Genomic DNA, 24337 nt, shown 5'->3' on the forward strand with positions numbered 1-24337 from the left:
AAAGTATAAAAGGAAATTTTTTTGTGACAATTATGACAATTATATATATAATGCAAGTTTATTTGATAAACTATACTTAATAATATACTTAAGGAGGATGAAATGAATAGAATAATAAAACAGAAATTGAATTTAAAGGAAGTATCATCTGAAGACTTAAATGCTGCCTTAGAAAAGGTAGGAAAAGATATGGTATATAATTATTTCTTATTTGGAAATGATGTAACATACGAAATTTTTTTAGAAGACTTGAAAAAGAGGTTAAACTTGACGAAATAAGATAAAAATAACGCTAAGGTTTCAATCGGTATTTTTTTTATTGAACAATTTAATTGTATAGGTGATTTTCTTTATAGTTTCGGGAGAGAGTTTGTCAAGCTCATAAAACAAATTTTCAAGAGCTGAATTCTTCTTGCAATATGTTTCTTCGTCTTCTTTTATAATTATATTAAAATTTCTTATATTTGTCTTTCCAAAAAGATAATCTATAGAAACATTAAAATAATCAGCTATTTTAATAATGAGTTTTTCGTCGTTGGGAAATCTTAACCCGTTTTCATAGTTGCCCACAGATTGCCTGCTGATATTAAGTATTTTGGCTAACTCAACCTGAGATAAACCCTTTTCGTCTCTTAAATTTTTTAGTCTGTCGCAAAAAGCCATAAAATTCACCTCAAAACCATATTACCATGGGAAATGATAGTATTGAACTATATGCAACAAAAAGAAGATATTGTTGATTATATAGATATAATTGTATATAATAAAATATTGAATGAGACAAAAAGGAGGGAAAATATGGAATGCTTAGTTAGTGAACTGATAAAAGATGATATAGATATAGAAGGAGTATCGGAAGATGAAATAGTTTCCGCTTTAGAAATAGTAGGAAGGGATTTGGTATATAATAATTTTATATTTGGTAAGGATGTGACCTATAAGGAGTTCTTAGAAAGATTGAATATATATGTAGATATAATAAAAAAATGCAAAATGGCGGCACATCAAAAATAAGCCACGATATTATAAATATGTGGCTTATTTTTCTATTTGATTTATTTAGCCGATGTTGCTGTAGCCAAGTTGGCTTCCAGTCTTTCAACCAATAATTTGTATTGATTTTTAATTTCCTCAGGTAAAGTATCGAATTTTTCAAACCATGCGGCCTGATCTTTTATTTCCTTATCCCAAGCCTCCTTATTGATACTTAAGAGACTCTCGAGGGTTTTTTCCGAAAGTTTGTTTTCAATTCCGGATATATTGATATCTTTTGCCTTCGGAAGATATCCGATAGGGGATTTTATAGCGTCCACCTTTCCTTTACATCGATTGAGAATCCAAAGAAGTACTCGGAAATTGTCTCTGAATCCAGGCCATATGAAATTACCTTCATCGTCGGTACGGAACCAATTTACATTGAATATAAGAGGAGGTTTACTTATCCTTTTACCCATTTCCAACCAGTGAGAAAAATAATTTCCCATATTGTATCCACAGAAAGGAAGCATAGCCATAGGATCTCTTCTTACGACTCCTACGTCTCCTGTACTTGCCGCAGTCGTTTCCGAAGCCATAGTTGCGCCGACAAATACTCCATGTTCCCAATCAAAGGATTGATATACCAACGGGGCGGTTTTGGCACGCCTTCCTCCAAATATTATTGCAGAGATCGGGACTCCTTTGGGATTTTGCCATTCGGGAGAAATACACGGACATTGCTTCGCGGGGGCAGTAAATCTTGAATTTGGATGAGCGCCCTTTTCTCCGCTTTCCGGCGACCAAGGATTTCCTTTCCAATCGGTGGCTTTTTCGGGAGCAGAAAGATTTATTCCTTCCCACCAGACATCTTTGTCTTCGGTAAGAACCACATTGGTAAATATGGTATTCTTTTTTATGGTCATCATTGCATTTGGATTTGATTTCATACTTGTTCCGGGAACAACTCCGAAAAATCCAGCTTCAGGATTGACAGCCCATAGTCTCCCGTCTTCTCCGATTCTCATCCATGCGATATCATCTCCCACAGTCCAAACCTTATATCCCTTAAATATGTCAGGGGGAATGAGCATTGCGAGATTTGTTTTTCCGCAGGCACTCGGAAAAGCTGCTGCTATATATGAAATTTCTCCTTGAGGATTTTCTATTCCCATAATAAGCATATGTTCTGCCATCCATCCTTCATGATAACCTATATAACTTCCAATGCGAAGAGCAAAACATTTTTTCCCTAATAAAGCATTTCCTCCATAATCCGAGCCTATACTCCAAATGGTTTTATCTTCGGGGAAATGACAGATATAACGATTTTGTGGATCTAAATTTCCTTTTGAATGAAGTCCTTTAACAAAATCAGGCGAATTCTTCAAGGTATCCATTGCAATACTTCCGGTTTTTGTCATTATTTCCATGCTTAAAACAACATATTTACTGTCTGTTAATTCTATTCCCACTTTGCTGAAGGGAGAGTCGGAAGGGCCCATCAAATACGGTATAACATACATAGTTCTACCTTCCATGGAATTTCTAAATAAGTTTGTTAATTTTTTATAAGCTTCTTCGGAATCCATCCAATTATTTGTAGGGCCTACATCTTTTTTTGATTTTGTGCATATGAATGTACATTTTTCAACACGGGCAACATCATTGATGTCAGATCTATGATAATAGCAACCTGGAAGTTTGTCTTGATTAAGTTCAATCAATTCTCCGCTTTTTAAACACTCATTTATTAAACGCTTTCTTTGGGATATAGAGCCATCTATCCATACAATATCCTTTGGATTTGCTAATGCAGCCATTTCCTTAACCCAATTATCAACTTCATTGTTAGAATACATTGAAACATCCCCCTTATTGATTATCTTATTATTTATTATATCACATTTCAGAAATAGTATATACTATATAATGGAAGCTTCTTTCCATATCAAATTCTAACACATGAAACTAAATGTTAAAAGCATCAAAAAAATTGAAATTTAAAATTTTTTAATATAAAAGATGGGTAAATTGTAGGCAAGAAAGGCATTGACAAGTCGAAAATAATAAACTATTCTTAATATAAATATTAAAAAGAATTAAGATTGTCAAAATTTATGTGGAGGTTCATGTCAGCAATATAGACATTTTTCTTAGGAGAGGATATAAATATGAATACATATCTTGTTTCATTCGGTGAAACTCTCAGAAAAATAAGGAAGAAATTATCACTAACTCAAAATAATGTCTCGGAGTTATCAGGAATAAATATTGAAACCATCAGAAGAATTGAAGGCGGCAAGGTTATACCGAAATTTGAAACCCTGGACCTTTTATCATCTATATATAAAACAGACTTGAATACTCTGTTTTTAAAATACAGAGTATATAATTATTCTTATTTTTATGAAATTAAAAACAGATTAGAGACAAAATTTGATGCAAATGATTTTGATACAATGAATAACGAGCTTAAAGAGTTAAATACACTTTTAAACTATATACATAACATATATTATAAGAATCTTATCACACAGCTAAGCCTCATTACCGAAGCTGCTATTTTATATAATGATAAGGGTGATGATAGTAATGAAGTTTTTGATAAATTGATTAAAGCAATGAAAATAACCAACCCAAAATTTAATTTAAGTAATTATAAATCACTTGTATATTCTTCCATGGAAATAAGAATACTCATGAATATTTCTTCCGTATTATATTTATCGGATAATAAAGAAAAACACCGTGAAATGATGGAATTCTGTTTTAAAGCGGCAGATTCCAATGATGAGGTATATCCTAAAATATGTTGGAATTTGGCAAGAATTTGTGTAAAAGACAAGGATTTTAAAAAAGCTTTGGAATTTTCTTCTGCAGGTATTAAGGCTTGTCAAAAATCAAGGAATCTAAATAATTTAGACGTGTTATATTATGTAAAAGGAGTTGCCGAATATATTTTGAATAAAAAAGAATACATCGAATCCTTTAATACTTCCATTATTTTATGCGAAGCTTTCGGACATGATAAACTTAAAAATATTATAATGAATGACTATGAGGATATATCTGACATTGAAAAAATTTTCTGACAGATTTTTTATAACCCGGCTTTTGCGTCAGAAGTAAGAAATAGTCTGCATCCTGTGTAAATATTAGGGTTCAGGCTGTTTTTTATTGTGTAGCTGTGGTGTAATCTGAAACCGTAAATGAAATTAATTGTTCCAGATTATTTTGGTTAAAAAGTAGTTGTAAAATTATGAAAATACCGCTTCAAAGTGGGTTGTTCTTTTTATACCCGATTATTATCATATTAATTAAACGGAAGATTAAAGGAATCGGAACTAATAGTATGGTATTGAAATTGACGAATATGTCGAATTTTGTAACAATTCTCACATTATAAATTATAGCAAAATATGAATTCAAAATCATCCACGAAAATCAGGTTAAAACTACAAAATATATTTATACATTAACAAAAAGAGAATAATAGAAAAATAAAAATTTAATTTTTGAATGAAATTGACGCAAGATTTTCTCTTTTAAAATAATTGTGAATTATATCCAGCTTATTATATGTATATACACCTAAAAAGAGAGAGTCTGGTCATTTCAATATATAAAAATGCAGTATTTATAAGAACTGCAAAGAGTTGTGTGATAAGTTAATTAGGCTGAAACGAAAGGAGGTATGTTGGATTAATATAATAAATGGTTTTCAAGAAATAGAATCAAGGGGGAAGTGAAATAATGAAGCTAAGAAAAAAAGTACTTGTCCTGTTTTTAATACTCATGGTTGTAGCATCGACGATGACCGATGCCTTACAGAGTTGGGCATGGGCATCTGAAATGAAAGAAGATGCTTCTCAGAGTTCGATACAGGAATCCGAAACGAAAGAAGATGCTCCGCAGAGTTTGCCAGGGGTGTCTAAAACGAAAGAAGATGTTTCAAAGGGTTTACCGGGGACGTCTGAAACGAAAGAAGATACTTTACAGAATGTAACACAAGGGTCCGGAACCGAAGATGATCCTATTATAGTTCCCTTTACGGACACTGTGAATATGGAAGGCGTGGATAAAGAAATTACTATCGGAGCCGACGACCTGATTTTGGCGGATAATTCCGATGAAATTCCTTTTTCCGATACCGGATATAAAGATGATGACATAGTAACGGTTATCGTGGAACTGGAGAGTAAGCCTTTGGTTGACTATATGATCAGTGATTCGGGGACAAGCAACATTAAAACATTTGCTGCTTCATCAAATGGTAAGAACATAGAAAATGATATTCTTGCCGAACATGAGAATATACGAGACCAAATCAAATCCATTAATGGTGTAAAAAAATCCCTTACCGCATCTTCCGAAGGATATGATTATACGACTGTTCTGAACGGTTTTTCTATGAAGATGCGTTACGGCGATATCGAGAAAGCCATGGAAATTTCTGGAGTGAAAAACATCTTTGTGGCTGCTACTTTTGCGTTGCCTAAGACTGACTTTGAAGAATATACTCCGTCTATGGCAGACAGTGTAGGTACGATTGGGGCAGATGATGTTTGGAATGTGGGATATAAAGGTGAAGGAACTGCAGTAGCTATTTTGGATACGGGGCTTGATACAGACCATGAAGCCTTTATGACTATGCCCGAAGAAGTCAAGTATACAGAAGATGAAATTAACGAATTAGTGGAAAGAGAGTCGCTGCCCGGGGGTTATGTTAATGCCAAGGTTCCGTATGGTTATGATTATGCTGACGGAGACACGAATGTTATCGGTGATATTGATCATGGTACCCATGTGGCCGGTACGATTGCAGGTGACTGTGAAAATTTGCAGGGTGTTGCACCTAAGGCTCAGCTGATGATCATGAAAGTATTCGGAGATGGTTCCGGCAGCACTTCTGATGATATTATTTTGGCAGGTTTGGATGATGCAGTTAAACTTGGAGCGGATTCCATCAACATGAGCCTTGGCTCCGGAGCGGGTTTTTCCGAAAGAAGAGATTCGACAATTGATGATGCCTACTCTCGCTGTGATGAGGCCGGCATCAATTTGATGATTGCAGCAGGCAATGATTATTCCAGTGCTTATGGGAATCAGTACGGCAACAGTCTGCCTATAGCGAACAACCCTGATAGTGCTATGGTCGGAAGTCCGTCTACCTCCTTTGCGGCATTGTCCGTTGCCAGTGTGCAAAATGTTAAATCCATTTATAAATATTTTATATTGGGAATTGGTGAGATAGATAATGATACCGAAAGTTTGGATAATATTGATAAAGTAGAAGAATCACAAAATCCTGTAGGACCTGAAAATCCAACAGAACCAGAAAATCCCGTAGAACCTGAGAATCCAGCAGAACCAGAGAATCCTACAGAACCAGAGAATCCTACAGAACCAGAGAATCCGGCAGAACCAGAAAATCCCGCAGAAGCAGAAAGTTCGGTGGCATCAGAAAATCCGGTAGATCCAGAGAACCCTGTAGAACCGGAAAATCCTGTAGAACCGGAAAATCCAGCGGAACCGGAAAATCCGGCAGAACCGGAGAATCCTGTAGAACCGGAGAATCCTGTTGAACCTGAAAGTCCAGTAGAACCGGAAAATTCTATAGTACCGGAGAATCATTATTATTCTGAATATGAGGACTATGCTAACGAAGAAAATCATATGCCTTATAGTGATGCTGTAAATGCCAATACTAATGCAAGATACGATGCAGCGGAAGCATTATGCGGCGATGAAAATACTTATACCAATGCATATGTGGTAGTTCCCGGATTTGGTGATGTCGGGGATTATGACGAAATTGATGTTACAGGAAAGATTGCACTGGTACAGCGTGGCGGTGATAACATGACCTTTGCCACCAAGGCTGATAATGCCAAAGCAGCCGGTGCGGTTGCCATAATAATATATAACAATGTTTCCGGCTCGTTAACTCCAGGCGTTACGGAAGATCCTGCTATACCTATGGTTGGTATTTCCAAGAATGACGGTCAGAAATTTATCGATTCAGAAAACAAGACGATTACTTTTGGAAAGGGTTGGAGTGACAAATTTGAAGCTGACGATGCTAATGATCCGTCTTCTTTCTCAAGTTGGGGACCGGCACCGGATCTTACTTTGAAACCTGAAATTGCAGCTCCCGGCGGCAATATCCGTTCTTCTGTTATCGGCGGCGGATATGACACAATGAGCGGGACATCCATGGCTACTCCGCATATGGCAGGTATGGGAGCTTTAGTGCGTCAGTACCTCATGGAAGACCGTGAAATTACGGATAGCGATGAGCTTCATGGGCTAACTGATACATTGCTTATGAGTACCGCCGTTCCCACTATTGATGATGAAGGAAATGAGTATTCACCTCGTAAACAAGGTGCCGGCATAGCAAATGTGTACAATGCTGTTACTACTAAAGCATATATTACTGTTCCCGGCAGTGACCGTCCTAAAATTGAAATGGGAGAAAGTGACGAAGGTGTATACACATTAAGATTTGAAGTAAAAAATCTTTCTAATGAAGAACTTGAATATACTATTAATGTTGTTTCTCTAATGGAAGATATAACTGAACAAGATGGTGTGAAATTTATAGATCAGAACTCTAAACGCTTAGAGGAAGGCATAAATTATGATGTAGATGGAGATAAAACTGTTACTGTACCTGCTGATGGTACGGCTGAAGTTGAGCTCACGCTTACACTAAGTGAGGAAATGCGTAATTATATCGACGAGAACTTTGAAAACGGAAATTATGTTGAAGGTTACGTGTATTTAACTCCTACTGCTGAAGACGGAGTAAAACTTACTGTTCCTTATATGGGATTCTATGGAGATTGGGAACAAGCTCCCGCTTTTGAAGTCAATCCTGGAGGAGATTATCTGCTTACTCCTACATTATTTGCTACCTATAGTACATCAGCCGGCGGAGGATATTACCTCGGTCAAAATGCCGATGGAACCTTTGATTATAGCAAGTTGGCATTTTCACCGAAGCTTAATGGTGCACAGAATTTGGCGACAGTAGTGTCTCTGAGAAGAAACCTTCAGAATTTTTCTCTGGAAATTACCGATCCCGCAAAAAACGATAAAATATGGGGCATCGGCAATGATAGCGTACGTAAAACATATTATTATGCTGCTGCGGGACAATTTACTACTGTGAATATTTTGGAACAAGGCTGGAACGGTCGTTATTACAATGAAGAAACAGAGCAGTATGACGGAGATTATGCTCCTGTCGGTCATGACTATGAATATACTTTTTCCGGTGAAGTGGGACAGGCCGGTGAGGAAGGAAAACAGGAAGAAAAATATACCTTCTATCTTGACGGAGAGAAACCGACAATGAGCGATTTCCGGCTTTACACTGATGATGAAGACAAGTTATGGTTGGAATTCCGAGTAACGGATGATCATTATGTCCGTAAAGTTGATGTGAGTGACGGAAACAACAAGGTGCTGCTTACCGGCAAAATTGATGAATTCAAGGATATTGACGAACAAGGTGCTGTTACATTAGTTTCCTTTGACCTGACAGGCATAGGCAAGTTCCTTGCCGAGTACGGCCTGAATCCCGGTCGCTTGAAATTGATTGTCTATGATTATGCCTTAAACAGTGGCAGCGTTTATATAGACATAGGCCCTCAGAGCATTTTGTTGGAGGACACATCGGTAGAAGTAGGGGAAAACAAGCAGCTTAGTATAACAATTCTTCCTGAACGTATGGCAGATTCGCCTATCACATGGACTTCTTCCGATGAAAGTGTGGCTACCGTAGATGAAAACGGCGTAGTCACCGGTATTAAAGATGGAACAGCGGTTATTACCGCAACGGCTCAGTCAAGCTTAAGCAATACCTGTACTGTGACTGTGGGAAAAGGCGGTGGAGGCGAGGAACCTGGAAACAACTTTGGAGAAGCTCCTTATCTGAACGAATCCTTTGAGTTTGAAGGACTTTGGTATAAAGTTACGGGTCCCGACAGCGTGCAGCTTCTTGTGGACCCAACTCGTCCCAATGATTATTCCACAAGTTATCCTTCGTTGGAAGGGGAAGTAACTATTCCCGAAACGGTTACTTATAAAGAAACCGATTTTAAGGTTACTACTATAGGTAGTAATGCATTTTACATGAACAGTAACATTACTTCCGTAAAGCTTCCTAATACAATATGGAATATCGGACACTATGCATTTTATACGTGCAGTAATCTTTCAGATATGCCTTTACCGGATAGTATAGAAAAAATTGATGATTCTGCATTTTATTATTGTGCTAAATTGAATACCAACATACCATCTCAGGTAAAAACAATAGGGAAAAATGCTTTTAGTGGAACTGGTCTGACCTCGGTTAAGCTGCCGGAAGGATTGAAAAGTACGGGAGAAAGTGCTTTCTTCAACTGTATGAATCTTGAAAGTGTTAATATTCCGGCATCATTGGCAGAGGTTGGTAAACTGCTATATGGTAATTGTACTAAACTCAATAATGTGAAAATTGCTAAGGGTGTAACGAAAATCCCAATTTATTGCTTCTATGGAGATACTGGTTTAAAAAGTATTGATATTCCTGAAGGTGTTAAAGAAGTAGAATTTGGGGCTTTCTACTCAGCAGGCCTAACATCTATAGAACTTCCCGAATCATGCAAGGTTATCGGTGAGTTTGCTTATGCCGGTTTGTTAAACTGTCCTAACATTATCGTTCCTGACACGGTGGAATATGTTGGGGCTCGAGCTTTTTATTGGTGTTGGAACTTGGAATCCGTCGTATTTGGTTCCGGTGTTACTTACGTAGGGCCCGGGGTACTGACCGGTGCACTTATGGCTGATGATTCCGATATAGTTCCTGTGGTTCGCAGCAATTCTGCCGGTATAGCCTTGAGACGAAGCGGTTTTATAGGAAAGATTGTAAATGAGGATGGCAGTCCCTTTACCTTCTATTCCGGTTCTGAATTTATATTAGACGGTATTACCTATACTCCTATATCTGAGGACGAAGTTATGGTAACAGGATATGACGAAAATATCGTATCTGACATTGTCAGAATACCGGAAACAGTTACGTGCGAAGGAGACGGACTGACCTATACGGTAACGGCAATTGATGACAGAGTATTTTTCCAAAAATACAATATAAATGAAATTTACCTGCCGAATACTATTACCTATATGGGAGAACGTGCTTTTGACCAGCTTCATGCGCTCAGTTACATCAACATTCCTGAAAATCTCACTACCGTTAATAACTCCTTATCGTATTTGGGTTGGGATAACTTAGTGAACGGAGAATGGGAAGAAGATACATTGACTATCCCCTCCGGTTTAAAAAATTGGGGTTCAGCTTCTTTTGCAGGTAATAGATATAAATATTTAAATGTGGCGGAAGGTGTTGAAAGCATCGGATTATATGCATTTTCATTTAATGTATTACTTGAATCCGTTACCTTGCCGTCAACACTTAAAACAATAGATAATTATGCATTCCAAGGCTGCTCGGAATTAAAGGAAATTGAACTGCCAGAAGGTGTGGAATCCATTGGAGCCGGAGCGTTCTCAGGTGTCCCCATGGACAGTGTTGATATTCCGAATTCGGTTACCTATATTGGTAATGATGGATTTAAAGGACAAATTTATGACTCCGATCAAAAGAAATTCGTTCCTTTAGGGCCTACTGAAGTAAATATCGGCAGTGGTTTGAACTCTACGGGTTGGAGCGCTTTCCGTTCAGATGCGGAAATTAAAGTAGTTTTAAACAGTCAGAGAAATATGCTGGTTGCATTCAATGACCTTGAAAATATTCCGACTATTTGTTGGGACGGAAAAACGGATATCCTATCAAATGATGGTTCTGTTATTCCGAAGGGAGAAACAGTTAGAGTAAGCAAAAATGTGACCATAAAAGGAAAACTCAAGGTTGAAGGTACCTTAATCATACCCGAAGGCTACTATGTGGTAGTTAAGGGAGGAATTATTGACAACCAAGGTACTATTGAAGGTGAGGAACGTATAGTAGACGAGCTTCCTACTCCTGAAAAACCTGACAAAACAGAATTAGCTGAAAAGATAGAATATGCCGAAGGATTAAATGAAAGCAAATATACTCAAAAATCCTGGGCAGTTTTAAAAGCTGCATTGGATAAAGCAATAGAAGTTAATGAGAATGAACAAGCAAGTCAAGAAGAAATAGATGAAGCTTTGGGGACTCTGATAAAGGCGATAAATGGATTGGAAAGAAAAGACGAACCCGACGAACCTGACGAACCAGATAAGCCAGATAAGCCTGATAAACCGAGCAATCCAGGCAATCCGGGAACTCCGAGTATTCCTACTAATCCTGAAAAGCCAACGCCTGAAGAAGATAACAAAGATAAAGAAGATACAAATTTAAATCCCGCTTCTGATTATACGGATTTGAACAGCAATATGTGGTATTACGAAGCTGTCAGCTTTATGCTGGAGAAAGGCTATATGAACGGTATTTCCGAAACGGAATTCTCTCCTGCAGGGACTTTGACCAGAGCACAGCTTGTTACGATTTTGTATCGTATTGCCGGCTCTCCCGAAGCAGAGGGCAAGAATTCCTTTAAGGATGTTCCGTCCGGTAATTGGTACAGTACTGCGGTGAACTGGGCGACTGCAAACGGAATCGTCAACGGTTTTGAAGACTCGACATTCCGACCGAATGATGCGGTGACACGAGAACAGATTGCCGTAATCCTATATCGAAGCAACAACAGTCCTGAGAGCAATTTCGCACTGGACAAATTTGGAGATGCAGACCAGATTTCAGATTATGCATTAGCTGCAATGAGATGGGCAGCGGAACAGGGTCTAATCTCAGGTGACGAAAACGGTATGCTCAACCCGAAGGACAATGCCAGCAGAGCGGAGATTGCCACTATCTTTATGAGATATCTTAATAAATAGTTTTTAATGTCTTTTATATAAGGGAGTGTCGCAAAACTACTGAATAAGTAGTTAGCGATACTCCCTTTTTTTCGTAAATTAAAAAACCAACCATAAAAATTGACTGATATTAATTGTAATTTATATATCAAAATATTCTATATTTTTTCAAAATAATACATCGTTCATCAATTAAAAACATTCTTCTGCATTTTTATACATTATCATCTAAGAATTTTTTCTAAATAAAAAAATGATTCAACATAATATTTAAACTTTTTATATTAATAAAATATAGTTGTTGACTACTTTATGCTATGGAGTTATAATATTATAAAAAGATAATTTACTTTCCCTGAATAATTTATTTTTATAATTCCAAAACGATATAAATGCATAACATTATAATAAATATGAATATTTATAATATCCGGGAAAGTATTTTTTTATAACCCACAGGGAAATTATAATATATATTAGTGTGAATTTTCCGTAAAGTGGGCTTCAAAAAAAGAAGGGAGGGAATATTTTTAAATTAAACTAAACAGAAGGGGGTTTACCAATGAGTGGAAAGAGAAGGATTTTATCAGTATTTTTGGTTTTAATACTGATAATTGGGATTGGGAACATTTCTTTTGCACAGTTAAGCGATATTGAATCCCATTGGGCAAAGGATGAAATTCTTAAATTGATCGAAGAAAAAATCATATTAGGGTATCCGGACGGAACATATAAACCGGATAAAACCATCTCCCGGGGAGAACTGTATATTATCGTAAACCGTATATTAAACTTAAATGCAGAAAATGTTCAAAATCCTGATGAACCGATTAACAGAGGAGAAGCAGTTAAAGTATTGGGACAAGCTTTTAGAATTAAAAATGATGATAGTAACATAAAACTTGGGTTTAGCGATGAGGATGGGATATCTGAGGATTTGGCTGATTATTTAAAGGGAATGAAGGAAGGCAAATATATTTCCGGATATACCGACGGCAGTTTTAAACCTGAGAATATTATTACAAGAGCAGAAATTGCAAAGGTGATTAATAACATGTGTGAAAAGATATACGGTTCTGCTCAGGTATATACCGGTACGGTAAATGGGAATATGATAGTAAACGGCAGTGAAATTAATTTAAAAGATGCAGTCGTTAAAGGGGATCTTTATATTGCCGGTGTCAACAGTTTTAAAGGGGAAAATATAAAGGTTGAAGGACGTGTAATTATTCTTGGGGGAACAAAAGGCACAGTTGTTTTCACAAATTCGACTATATCCAAAATCATTGTGGATAGAGAGGGAGTAAATTTAGAACTTAAGGGCACGAATATAAAGGAATTAGAGGTATTATCCAAAAACGTTGCAGTAAAAAGTGATTCAAAGATAGAGAACTTAATAGCCGGAGAGGACGTAACCGTTAACGGCTCGGTGATAAAAAAAGGACAAACTCTGCCTAAAGCAGCTCCCGCACCTGTAAATCAAGGAGGAGGCAATTCCGGCGGAGGAAACTCAGGCGGCGGAAACAATTCCGGCGGAGAAGATGAACCTTCAAAACCGGAAGAAAAGAAGATAGAGGCTGAATTTTATGAATCCAGAGTAAGACATATTGGAAAGGTATCTGTTAGTGTTAAAGGAATAAAAAAGGCAGAACAATTCTCTGTAAAGTTCAGATATTTTGATGGAAGTGAAGAAACGGTTGGGCCTGTAAATATTGGGAATACGACGGAGGATATATATTATAATAAAGATAGTAAATATAAGACCGTAGATATTGAGATATACGGTAAAAATGGTGAGTTGTTGGATAAATCAAGTAGAGAACTAAACGTTCATGAATTTGGTGGATGGTAAAAAAAGGGGGATTTCCATGAAAAATATTAAAAAAATATTGTCAATTCTTCTTGTATTGGTAATGGTGGTACCTGCTTTTGCTTTTGCGGAGAATGAAATCCAAAGTCAGGATGTTGTAAGCTCCGAAGAGACAGTTGTTGAAAAGGATAAAAAAGTTCCGGCAGAGATGTATAAAGCAGGAATTGACAAAGATAAAAAGGTTGAGGAAACTGGAGAAAAAGGCGACAAAGATGTAAGGGTAATTGTAGAGGTTAAAGATGACCCTGCTGTAGTACGCGCTACGGACAAGGGAAAGAGATTTGAAGAAATGGGAGAGAAAGAGAAGAAGGAAATAGAAAAGAGTATAATTTCTTCTCAAGATAAAGTAATAAAAGCCATCGAAGATAAGATAGATTTTGAAGATAAGGATGCCGCAAAAAAAGAAATGCCGAGGTTTACTACGGCATTCAACGGATTTGCCGGATTTGTAAAGGAAAGTGATATAAAGAGTATCAAAGAAACTCCGGGAGTTAAAAACGTATATATTTCCCAAGAATATGAAAGACCACAACCGGATATGAACAATTCCGGAGGTATGGTTAAAGCCGGAGAAACTTGGGATCTGGGATATAAAGGGGAAGGAACGGTTATAGCGATTATTGATACAGGAGTTGACCCAAGGCATCACGACATGGTATTGAGTGATGAGACTACACCGAAACTTGATGAAGGAACGGTGGGAGGGCTTATATCTGATAACGGACTTAAAGGAAGATATTTCACCGAAAAAGTTCCTTACGGATATAATTACTATGATGAAAATGATGAGATATTGGATTTGGGAGCTGGAGCTTCCCAACATGGTATGCATGTGGCAGGAACCGCAGGTGCCAACGGAGATCCTGAAAACGGCGGAATCAAAGGAATAGCGCCGGAATCACAGCTTCTTGCAATGAAGGTATTCAGTAACGACCCTTCTTATGCAACTACTTATGATGATATATATCTTGAAGCTATAGATGAAGCCATAAAACTTGGAGCAGACGTATTGAATATGAGTTTAGGCTCCGCAGCTTCATTTTATGTACCGGAAAGTGCTGTAGATTCGGCTATCACCAATGCTGTCAATAACGGAATAGTATGTTCCATATCCGCAGGGAATTCGGGATATATAAGCTACGGATACGATAACCCCATAAAGTCAAATCCCGACATAGGAGTTGTAGGCGCGCCGAGTCTTTCAAAGGATTCGATATCGGTTGCTTCCGTTGAGAACTTAAAGATGACGGCTCCCTATTTGTTCTATGAAACAGAAGGAGAAGAAGACCAATCTCTTCCTGATGATTCGGTTATAGTGGGAGAAAATGCTTACAGCGGAACTTTTTTGGATGACAATACTGCTGCACAGAAAATAGTTGTAGAAGCAGCAAGAGCTGATGAAACTAAAGTTTATTATAAAGACGATGGACTGTTGTATACCATTTATGGGGAAGAAAATATTAAAGATTATGATGGAGAAGATATTGTAACGTATTATGATAATCCTAAGATGCCTGGTACTGGTGTACCTAAAAACGTCCTAAAAGCTGCCCAAGGGGATTACTCTGTAAAGGGATTGCAAAAATCCAATGCTGTTCAGACATCCGAAAGCAGTATAGTTAAGATTGCCATGATGGTTGCCGGAAATATAAATCCTGTAGATGTATTCGGAGATAACAAAGTTGAATATGTTGACTGCGGTTTTGGATTGCCCGAAGATTTTGAAGGCAAGGATTTGGAGGGAAAAGTTGCTCTTGTTATACGTGGTCAAAATCCTTTTACGGAGAAAATAACTAATGCTCAAAATGCCGGAGCTGAGGGAATCATAGTTTACAACCATGCAACAGGCGGAGAAGATTTGGTAAGCATGATGACACCGGCAAATCAGACAATTCCTGCCGTATTTATAGGAAACAGCGGAGGAACCGCTCTTGCTGAATTGGCAGATAAGAGAATTCAGTTTACTAATGAAGTAATGAGTGTTCCTAATCCTGTGGGAGGGCAGATGTCCGATTTCACTTCCTGGGGAACGACTCCTACTCTTGAGATAAAACCTGAGATTACAGCTCCTGGGGGACAGATCTATTCAACCCTTCAGGATAACAAGTATGGGACTATGAGCGGAACAAGTATGGCAGCACCTCATGTGTCGGGAGGTTCCGCATTGGTTAGACAGTATATATCGGAAAATTATGAAGGATTGTCTTTAGGGGAACAGACAAGACTTGCGAAGGTACTTCTTATGAATACGGCAGAGCCTTTGATAGATGAATATGATGCTGTTTATTCACCGAGAAGGCAGGGAGCAGGGTTAATGAACCTATACGGAGCGGTATCAACTCCTGTTGCTGTAACAGATGCTTCAACAAATGAAGCAAAGGTTGAACTGAAGGACTTTGACAGTGAAAACTTCTCTATGACCTTAAGAGCAACCAATTTGTCTGATGATGAAGTAACTTATAGAGTGGATACAAGTGTATTGACCGATGAAATACTGAATTATCAAGGTACGGAATATAACCTTTTAGGAACAGTGGAGATGGATGCAGTAGTAGATGCTCCGGGGACTGTAACTGTACCTGCTAACGGTTCAACGGAATTTACGATAAACGTTGATTTCTCAGAAGACCAGAATGCATACAGAAACATGTTCGTAGAAGGATTTGTAACCCTAACAGAAGTAACGGATACTCATCCGACTCTTAGTGTACCCTATGTGGGATTCTACGGGGATTGGACCGAACCGAGCATAATAGACGGGTTTGAAGATTTAGGAGAAATCCCGTTCTATGGGATGTCAGGCATGGTAGATACGGAGACTTATTTCATGGTTCCGGGAAAAGCTGCTATAAGTCCGGGAACAGAAATGGGTGAGATGAATGGCACGGATACTGTAACGCCTGTGATTTCATTCCTGAGGAATGCGGAAAAAGTAGAGTATAATATTTTGAAAGAGAATGGAACTAAATTAACGACGATTAAATCTGAAAATTTCGTAAGAAAGACTTATATAGACGGAGGCGTAAATCCCGAATATTCCTTCAGCCTTGACAGGATTTGGAACGGAATAGCAAGGGGAGGAATAGTTGGAGACGGGCTTTACTATTATCAGATAAAATCCAAGCTGCAGAATACCGATGAATGGCAGGAGAAAAACATTCCTGTATATGTGGATACGGCAGCACCTGTAATCAAAGAGATTTCTTACAGCGAAACTACAGGAAATATAAGATTTAAAGCAGAAGATGCTACGTCAGGCTTCAGAGGATATACCGTATGGATTGACGGACAACAGGCGGTAGAATTTACCCCAGTGGAGGAAGGACAGGATGCATATGAATGTCCGATAGGAGAATTAATAAGAGGAAAAAATAATCCTTTGGTACAGATAGTTGCCTTTGACTATGCTCTTAACGGAGCAATAGGTTCGATTGCTTTGGACCATCAGACTCCCGAAATATATATAACTTATCCGGCTTTGCTTAATGTATATAAGAACAGCGAAATAACGGTTACGGGAGCGGTATTTAATGTAACGAATCCGACAGTCACGCTTAACGGGGAAGAAGCGGACGAAGTAAGGTGGAATGAGAATGTTGTCGTAACAAACCCGGATACGGGAGAAATTGAAAAAACCGGCCCGGGATATGAATACAGCAAAGCTATGACTTTTGAAGACGGTTATAATTCAGTACAGGTTGAGGCTGTTTCTTCAGGAGGAGGAAGATTGTCCATTTCAAGATATTTCTATGTGGATACTAATCCTCCGGAATTAAACGTAACTATTGAAGACAGAGACCCGAGTTCCGACACTGTAAATCTGACAATTAATATGGCAGATAACTTCCCATATTTAAGGTTACTTGTATGGGGAAGTGAAGAATTCTATCGTAATGGAATGGAAGATTTGGCGGATAATGTAGTTCCTATAAACGAAACTACTACTGTAGCTATTGAAGGATTAGAGGTCGGAGATAATGTTATTCCGATAGAATTAACAGATTATGCCGGCCATGTAACTGAACAAACGATAACGATTACGAGGACGGAAGAAGGAACGGAAGGCGAAGCGGTAAGTGACGTGAAAGGTGTAATAGATTTAATCAATAAGATACCCGAAGCAGGGAAGATTACTTTGGAAGATAAAGCTACTGTTGAATCGGCAAGATCAGCTTATAATGCATTGAGTACCGAAGATCAAAAATTGGTGGAAAACATAAATGTATTGATAAATGCCGAATCCATAATCGAAAAATTGGAAGCTCCGGAAGCAGAACTTCCTTCGGAGCCTGAGCTTCCATAAAGGCAAAGATAAAGAGGAGCGTAACAAAATAAATTTATAATAGCAGTTTACACAAACATTTTCTGAAATAGACAGAAAAAGGCCCGAAAAAGCGTTGATAAGCGTTATTTCGGGCTTTCTTTTTATGCAATTTTAATTTTTTATTTAATTACCTTCTGGATTTTAGATTTAAGATTCCTTTGTGTTTTTTTATGTTAAAAATAAAGATGGTTAAAATATAATCATAGATTACAAAACATATTTCAGCTAATACAATTAAATAAGGAGTGCCTATTTTTCCTTGTACCGGAACTGATATAAAAAATTTGGATATAATATATAATAAGAATAAAGACAGGCTGAAATAAAGGGTTTTAATTAATATTTCAACGGGTAATTTTTTTATTCTTTCTATTCGGTTTTTAATAATTCCGTAGGGTCCGAAAAAAATTAAGTATGATATGGTGCTTCCCCGTATTCCCGACAGAAATAAACTTAAAAAAAATGTGGAAATAAATACGTATACTCCTCCTTTCGTCCCTAAGAGTATTATTGCTGTGGGAATTAAAAAGGATGAAACCATAAGAAAAAATATTTTATTGAAGGCTAAGCTGCTGCCTAAATATATGAATATTACGCCTAAAGCCGTCAATATTCCTCCATATGATATAAATTTGCTTCTGTCCTTTACATGCATCTTATAAAATCTCCCCCCATAGATTCACATAAGCAATCCATACAATACAAAGTTGTACACATCTGACAAAGGTCATTGTTGCCTCTCTGGCCGTAAGGCTGTCTGTAATTGTTATTTGCCGTGTTCAGCAGTTCAAAAGCCCTTCTGTATTCCATATTGCTCGGTTCCATTGAATAGGCAGTCTGGAAATTACTGTATGCTCCGTCATACCAGCCTTTTCTTTGATATAAAGCTCCCGTTAAAAAATACCACTCTGCATTCCTGCTGTTTATACTGTTTAATTTTTCTTCAGCTTCTTTAAGGCGGCTTCCTTGGATATCCATTCTGATTTCTCTGAAGAGTTGAGTATCGTTTGTGTATTCTTTCTTATTTGAATATCCGTTATTATTTTTATTCTCCATAAGGTAATCATATGCTTCATTAATTTCCCTCATTTTTTCTTCCGCCAGATCTTTAAGAGGGTTATTGGAATATTTATCAGGATGATATTTTTTGCACAGTTCTATATAGGCCTTTTTTATTTCTTCTTCGCTTGCTCCTTCTTTTATATTTAATACTTCATATGGATTTTTCATTTTTTTCCTCCTTATCGTTTTTCTTTTTTAAAAATACCCGGTCCATTTTTTCTAAAAGTCCAAAAGTGAATATGTTATACAGTATATCTTGATTTTTATATAGAGGAAGAGTGTCTAAGGTTTCCGCACATTCCCTTCCGTAAGATGTTAATACGAAATTTATTCTGTCTTCAATTTTTTCTCCGTTCATCACGCTGTTAATAGCGTTGAATTTATTTTCCTTTATATCTTTTTCCAAATCATCAAAAGCATCAATTATATAGATCCATCTTCCTAAATTATATCCTAAATTATATATTTTTTCATAATTATCTTTTTTGCCCACATAAGAAGTAAGCAACAATGCCGTCAGTTCTCCGAAGGGATGGCTTAATTCGTCTAAATTTGAGGAATTGCCTTTACTTTCGGCAGCATACAGCTCGTTTAATTTGTCGGCAATCATATTTTCTACATTTTGATATTCAGCGGGAATTTTTTTAAGGTATCTTTTTAAAATCGGTGAAAGAAATTTCCCTCTAAGAGAATTTTCATCCTTTATATCATCCAATATCTTATAGTAAGTCAAGGCAATATTTATAGAAGCGGCGTAGTTCAAAGCGTCATTGTTTATTACGAATATTCGCTTTTTTATCGGATGAAGTATACAATTATTTTTTGTATATTGAGGTTCATCCTTATTGAAAGCATCAAGAAATATCGCCATAAATACTACATCATAGTTTAAAGAAATCCTTATAATATTTCCGTAATTATCCTTCAGAACCTTGCATAATCCACAATAATATCCCTTTATTTTTTCATAATCCTTTATTTTAAGTTCCATTTTATATGGGGTTACATATCCAAACATTGTATTCTCCTTAAATATTTAATCAATTTAAATATAACATATAAGGGTTAAGGCTTCAATTACAAAGTTTGGGATAGTTGAAATAAAGATTGAATTTTGGTATAGTCATCTATAAGTAATAGAATGATAAATGGGTAAGAATATTAGTAAGGTTAATATAAGGAGGAACTTTTTATGGCGGAAATCGATTCTGAAAGAATAGAGAATATCAGGAATAATAATTTAAAATATCGGGTGAAATTGCCTGACGGAGCTTTAGTGCCGAGATTAGGTCAAGGAACTTGGCATCTGGGAGAAAATCCGGCAAGGAGAAAAAGTGAAATAGAAACTTTAAAATTTGGGGTAGAATTAGGAATGACATTAATTGATACCGCAGAAATGTATGGAAACGGAAGTTCTGAGATTCTGGTAGGGGAGGCAATAAAGGGAATAAGGGATAAGTTATTTATCGTGTCAAAAGTATATCCTCATAATGCAGGATTAAAAAATATTTTTAGAAGCTGCGAAAATAGTTTGAAAAGGCTGAATACGGATCACCTGGACCTTTATCTTCTCCATTGGAGGGGAAGTATTCCCTTGGAAGAGACAATTGAAGGAATGGAAAAACTGATTAAGGAAGGAAAAATTTTAAGATGGGGTGTATCCAATTTTGATATAGACGATATGAAGGAATTGTTTAAATTGGGGAATGGGGAGCATTGTACAACTAATCAGGTACTATACCATTTAGGATCAAGAGGGATAGAATATGATCTTTTAAGTTGGCAGGAAGAAAACCATATGCCTATAATGGCCTATTGTCCTATGGCAAAGGCAGGAGAATTAAGAAGAGGATTGACCGAAAATTCTACGGTTCGGGATATTGCAGCAAAATATGGAGTAAAGCCTCTGCAGATTCTTTTAGCTTGGTGTATGCGCAGTAATAATGTAATAGCAATACCTAAATCGTCTACTAAAGAGCATGTATTGGAAAATGCCCAGTCAAATTTCGTTGAACTTACTGAAGAGGACCTTCAGCAATTAGATACTTTTTTTCCAAAACCACATAAGAAGGTACCCCTTGATATTGTGTAGAAAAGGGACAAATAAAAATCCTCTGAAGATTTTTCTTCAGAGGATTTTTATTAGAAGTCCCTATCTGTATAATATTCTCCTGATTCTATTAGGACATTTCCATCTTTGTCCATTATATATTGAGGAGTGTCTTTGATAGCAATTGAATAAACGGATTCTTGAGACGAATCCCTATCTATGGTTATAAGGACTATACTGGGATCGGAAGATTTCAGACTTGTTGTATAATCTCTTTCGCTTAATACATATCCGTCACTAAGTCTTGTGATCTCTAAGTCTCTTCTGAATAATGCTGCAGATTCGCTGTCCAATGATTCCGTGAAAGGAAGTTCGATTTTGTTGCTGCTTGACACATTCAGATAACCGTCATTTTCTTCAACACGAGGAGAAACTTTATCCAATATATATACTCTTCCACCTTCTACTCCCGTGTCTATGAATGTCTCCATATCGTTATCGCTTTTAATTCTTAATGCGCTTGATGATATGGTGGTTTCATCTCTGAAATTCAATCTTAAAGTTACTATATCTGATCCATCGCATATCACATCATCTATTGTTCCTTCAGATATGGAGAAATCATCAGGGCTTGCAGATATAATAGGCTGATTAAACCTTATTTTTATAATATCCGAGTCTTCAAGTACTGCTTGTTTACCCGGAATGTTATTGTAATAATCCTTTGCTCTTGCTTTTCCAGAGCTGCTGTATTCAAAGTTTAAATTCACTACGTCCGGATCAAGGAAATTTCCTTTAAGATCTTTTAATCTCGATATTTGAAGTCCTGTTAGATTTCCTGATGTACCTATTTTTACTTCTTTTCCGTCTATAGTATCGGGAAGAGTAACAAGAACTGTTTGATTGTCATTTATTAATGAAAATTCGGTATCCTTCGGCATATAAATCTGTTTTCCGTTAAAGGTAATAAGATAATTTGAAGGATCATCCACTGTTGCCATATCCATTTCCTTTGAGAATTTCAGCATTATCTGGTTTGCTACTCCCGAATAGCTTTCAACTTTCGGCCTTATAAGGTCGGGTGCTTCTATTGTAGTAGTATAGGTTTTTATCACATTTTTCAATGCGGTGGTATCCTCAACGTCCTGAATGGTTAATGTATTGCTTCCTATTGGCAGCGGATTAAACAGGTTTATAACATATTCTCTGCCGGAACCGGATATATTCTTAATGCTTATATTTTTTCCGTCCTTATCCTTTAAGATATAATAAGTTCTGTTCCCTGCGTTGACATTTTTACTGAAATAAACCTTTATGGATTTTCCATCTTCTTCAAGGAATACACTTACTACTTCCGGAGGAGTCTTATCTATTACCGGAGTTACTTTTATTTCTTCATCCTTCAACTTGTTTCCCGAGTAATCTCCCACTGAGGTGATATATAAAGTTGTTTCATAATTTGGAAGTTTATTTGAGGAAAAATCAAGGATTACTTCATTATCTACTACTTTTACATCTGAAGGATATTTTTTTGAAGATCCGGATTTCCAATAAAAATTGGTTTTACTTACGGTAGAGGGATCTATATCCTCATCGAAAGTAATTATTACTTCTTCCAATGTTGCTCTTTTTTCTGTGATAGCAGGAGGCTCATCATCCGTTATTATATCAAAGGGAACATCCTCGTTTACGGATTTATATCCTGCGAAATCATACAATTCAGATGTAGTCAGAACATGCTGACCTTCTTCAAGGGCGTTGGAAGTCGAATAATAGGTAAGAGTCACAACCCTGTCGTTTAATTCTGCTTTTCCTACAAAACTTTTATCATCAATTTTAAAATTTGAAGCTTTGACACTTTTTAATGGCTCAGAGAAGTATATTTTGATACCCTTATTTCCGAGCTGATTTACAGATTCTACAGAAGGTATGGAATTATCGGCTGCGGTAAAAGCAGTATCTTTTATTGACAATTCTTCTCCTTTAGCAGATTTTATTTTATATGCTGCTACTTTATAATCTTTATTGTTGGTCATAGGATTTTCAAGAGTTAAAACAATATCCTTATTATCATTGTAAAGTTTTACATTTTTAATTTTTCCGCCATTAGTGGAAAAATTGCTTAAAAATAGGGAAGATTCCTTATCAATGGCTTTTGAAAAGGAAAGGGTTATTTCTTTCAAATTATCTGCTTTTGCTCCAGCAAACTCAAAAGGGATATCTTCGATTGTAAAATCTTCATATTTTGTATAATAACGGCCGTTTGTAAATCTATAGCTCCAGTTTCCGCTTTCCAATCCGGGGACGGTTACGGAAAATCTTCCGTCGGATTTTAATGATATATCAACACTTTTTTCCTCGGAAGTCATGGTATCGGAGGCAGGTTTTAGCTGGAGTTTTAGGGAATCGGCTCCCTTAGCTTTCCCTTCTATTGTTATTGTATCTTTGTCTATAGTCGGCGAAGCGGTTACGGTGAATATGTCGGGAAGAGTAATGTCCAAACTTTCGGCCAAAGTCGAACTGCTTCCCTTTCTCGTAAGGTTGAGAGCATTAATTGTCATTGCAGACATTAATCCACGGCTTAAACTTTCCGTTGAAGTAGTAATCAAATTTTCCATAAGCCCAAGTCCTGCAGCTATGGTAGGCACGTTATCCCAATTTTGTGCTTCTTCCTCATATCCCAATGCTCTTAAGAGTATTGTTTGAAATTGTTGTACTGTTACAGGCTTATCAAATCCGAAAGTACCGTCGGCATTTCCTACGATAAGTTTCTTTTCAACAGACCAGGCTATATATGGTTTATAAAAATTATTGTTTACATCCTTGAAAGTAATATCTCCTTTGTGTTTTTTTGCAGTGTTTTCCTGCTTATAAAGTCTTGATATCAATACTACTAAGTCTTGCCTTTTTAAATTATCCTCAAGCATTAAATCTCCTTTTTCATTCCCTGTAAGTACTCCTGCGGATTTGAGGATTTCTCCCGATTGCTCGTATAGATCATCTGTGGAAGAATCGCCATATACAGGAGAAAAAGATAAAACTATAAGTAAGGCTGCTAAGAATATTGATAAATATTTTTTCATTAACAGACATCTCCTTTCTCTTTGATTTCAATTTAATTATACTATAAAATAGG

At 36.8% G+C, this 24337-nt stretch carries 13 protein-coding genes; 7 read left to right on the top strand and 6 right to left on the bottom strand.

The features are described from left to right. Positions 1-102 precede the first annotated feature (102 nt). On the top strand, positions 103-279 hold the full coding sequence (locus PP176A_RS16195; RefSeq protein ID WP_159429042.1) for a hypothetical protein: 177 nt from the start codon (positions 103-105) through the stop codon (positions 277-279). 21 nt (positions 280-300) lie between these two features. On the opposite strand, the gene PP176A_RS06160 is transcribed toward PP176A_RS16195, so the two are convergent. After that, complete coding sequence (locus tag PP176A_RS06160) at positions 301-663, bottom strand: helix-turn-helix domain-containing protein (protein ID WP_071139575.1); 363 nt, start codon at positions 661-663, stop codon at positions 301-303. A 135-nt stretch (positions 664-798) separates the two neighbouring features. Between PP176A_RS06160 and PP176A_RS06165 the strand changes: the two genes are divergently transcribed. After that, positions 799-1014, top strand: a complete 216-nt coding sequence (locus tag PP176A_RS06165) for a hypothetical protein (RefSeq protein WP_159429043.1) — start codon at positions 799-801, stop codon at positions 1012-1014. Positions 1015-1055: 41 nt separating this feature from the next. Here PP176A_RS06165 and PP176A_RS06170 read toward each other — a convergent pair whose 3' ends face one another. Continuing rightward, positions 1056-2837, bottom strand: coding sequence for a phosphoenolpyruvate carboxykinase (GTP) (locus tag PP176A_RS06170; protein ID WP_071139577.1), 1782 nt, complete (start codon positions 2835-2837; stop codon positions 1056-1058). Positions 2838-3149: 312 nt separating this feature from the next. Here PP176A_RS06170 and PP176A_RS06175 point away from each other — a divergent pair, with 312 nt between their 5' ends. From PP176A_RS06175 to PP176A_RS06190, 4 genes are all read left to right on the top strand, one after another. After that, a complete protein-coding gene (locus PP176A_RS06175) occupies positions 3150-4070 on the top strand; it encodes a helix-turn-helix domain-containing protein (protein WP_071139578.1) in 921 nt (306 codons plus the stop codon). Between the two features lie 661 nt (positions 4071-4731). Then, positions 4732-11916 carry a leucine-rich repeat protein gene (locus PP176A_RS06180; protein ID WP_071139579.1) on the top strand — a complete coding sequence of 2395 codons (7185 nt, stop codon included), beginning with the start codon at positions 4732-4734 and terminating at the stop codon, positions 11914-11916. Positions 11917-12457: 541 nt separating this feature from the next. Beyond that, entirely contained in the window at positions 12458-13747 is a 1290-nt protein-coding gene (locus PP176A_RS06185) for an S-layer homology domain-containing protein (RefSeq protein WP_071139580.1), read from the top strand. Positions 13748-13763: 16 nt separating this feature from the next. Further along, positions 13764-18068: a S8 family serine peptidase gene (locus PP176A_RS06190; RefSeq protein WP_071139581.1), complete on the top strand. Its 4305-nt coding sequence runs from the start codon at positions 13764-13766 to the stop codon at positions 18066-18068. A 148-nt stretch (positions 18069-18216) separates the two neighbouring features. Here the strand turns inward: PP176A_RS06190 and PP176A_RS16200 are convergent, their stop codons facing one another. Genes PP176A_RS16200 through PP176A_RS06205 form a run of 3 tightly spaced genes read right to left on the bottom strand, consistent with a single transcriptional unit; the run spans position 18217 to position 20169 of the window. Continuing rightward, on the bottom strand, positions 18217-18744 hold the full coding sequence (locus PP176A_RS16200) for a hypothetical protein (protein ID WP_071139582.1): 528 nt from the start codon (positions 18742-18744) through the stop codon (positions 18217-18219). Continuing rightward, the gene (locus PP176A_RS06200; RefSeq protein WP_071139583.1) at positions 18735-19319 is read right to left on the bottom strand and encodes a J domain-containing protein; all 585 of its coding nucleotides are present in this window, start codon (positions 19317-19319) and stop codon (positions 18735-18737) included. Before PP176A_RS06200 ends, PP176A_RS16200 begins: the two co-directional genes overlap by 10 nt. Beyond that, positions 19303-20169, bottom strand: coding sequence for a DUF5685 family protein (locus PP176A_RS06205; RefSeq protein WP_071139584.1), 867 nt, complete (start codon positions 20167-20169; stop codon positions 19303-19305). Before PP176A_RS06205 ends, PP176A_RS06200 begins: the two co-directional genes overlap by 17 nt. A 174-nt stretch (positions 20170-20343) precedes the next feature. On the opposite strand from PP176A_RS06205, the gene PP176A_RS06210 reads away from it, so the two are divergent. Continuing rightward, complete coding sequence (locus tag PP176A_RS06210) at positions 20344-21243, top strand: aldo/keto reductase (RefSeq protein ID WP_071139585.1); 900 nt, start codon at positions 20344-20346, stop codon at positions 21241-21243. Positions 21244-21293: 50 nt separating this feature from the next. Here PP176A_RS06210 and PP176A_RS06215 read toward each other — a convergent pair whose 3' ends face one another. Next, positions 21294-24284: an Ig-like domain-containing protein gene (locus PP176A_RS06215; RefSeq protein WP_071139586.1), complete on the bottom strand. Its 2991-nt coding sequence runs from the start codon at positions 24282-24284 to the stop codon at positions 21294-21296. Positions 24285-24337 lie beyond the last annotated feature (53 nt).

Source organism: Sporanaerobacter sp. PP17-6a (genome assembly GCF_900095615.1).
Lineage (GTDB): Bacteria > Bacillota > Clostridia > Tissierellales > Acidilutibacteraceae > Acidilutibacter > Acidilutibacter cellobiosedens.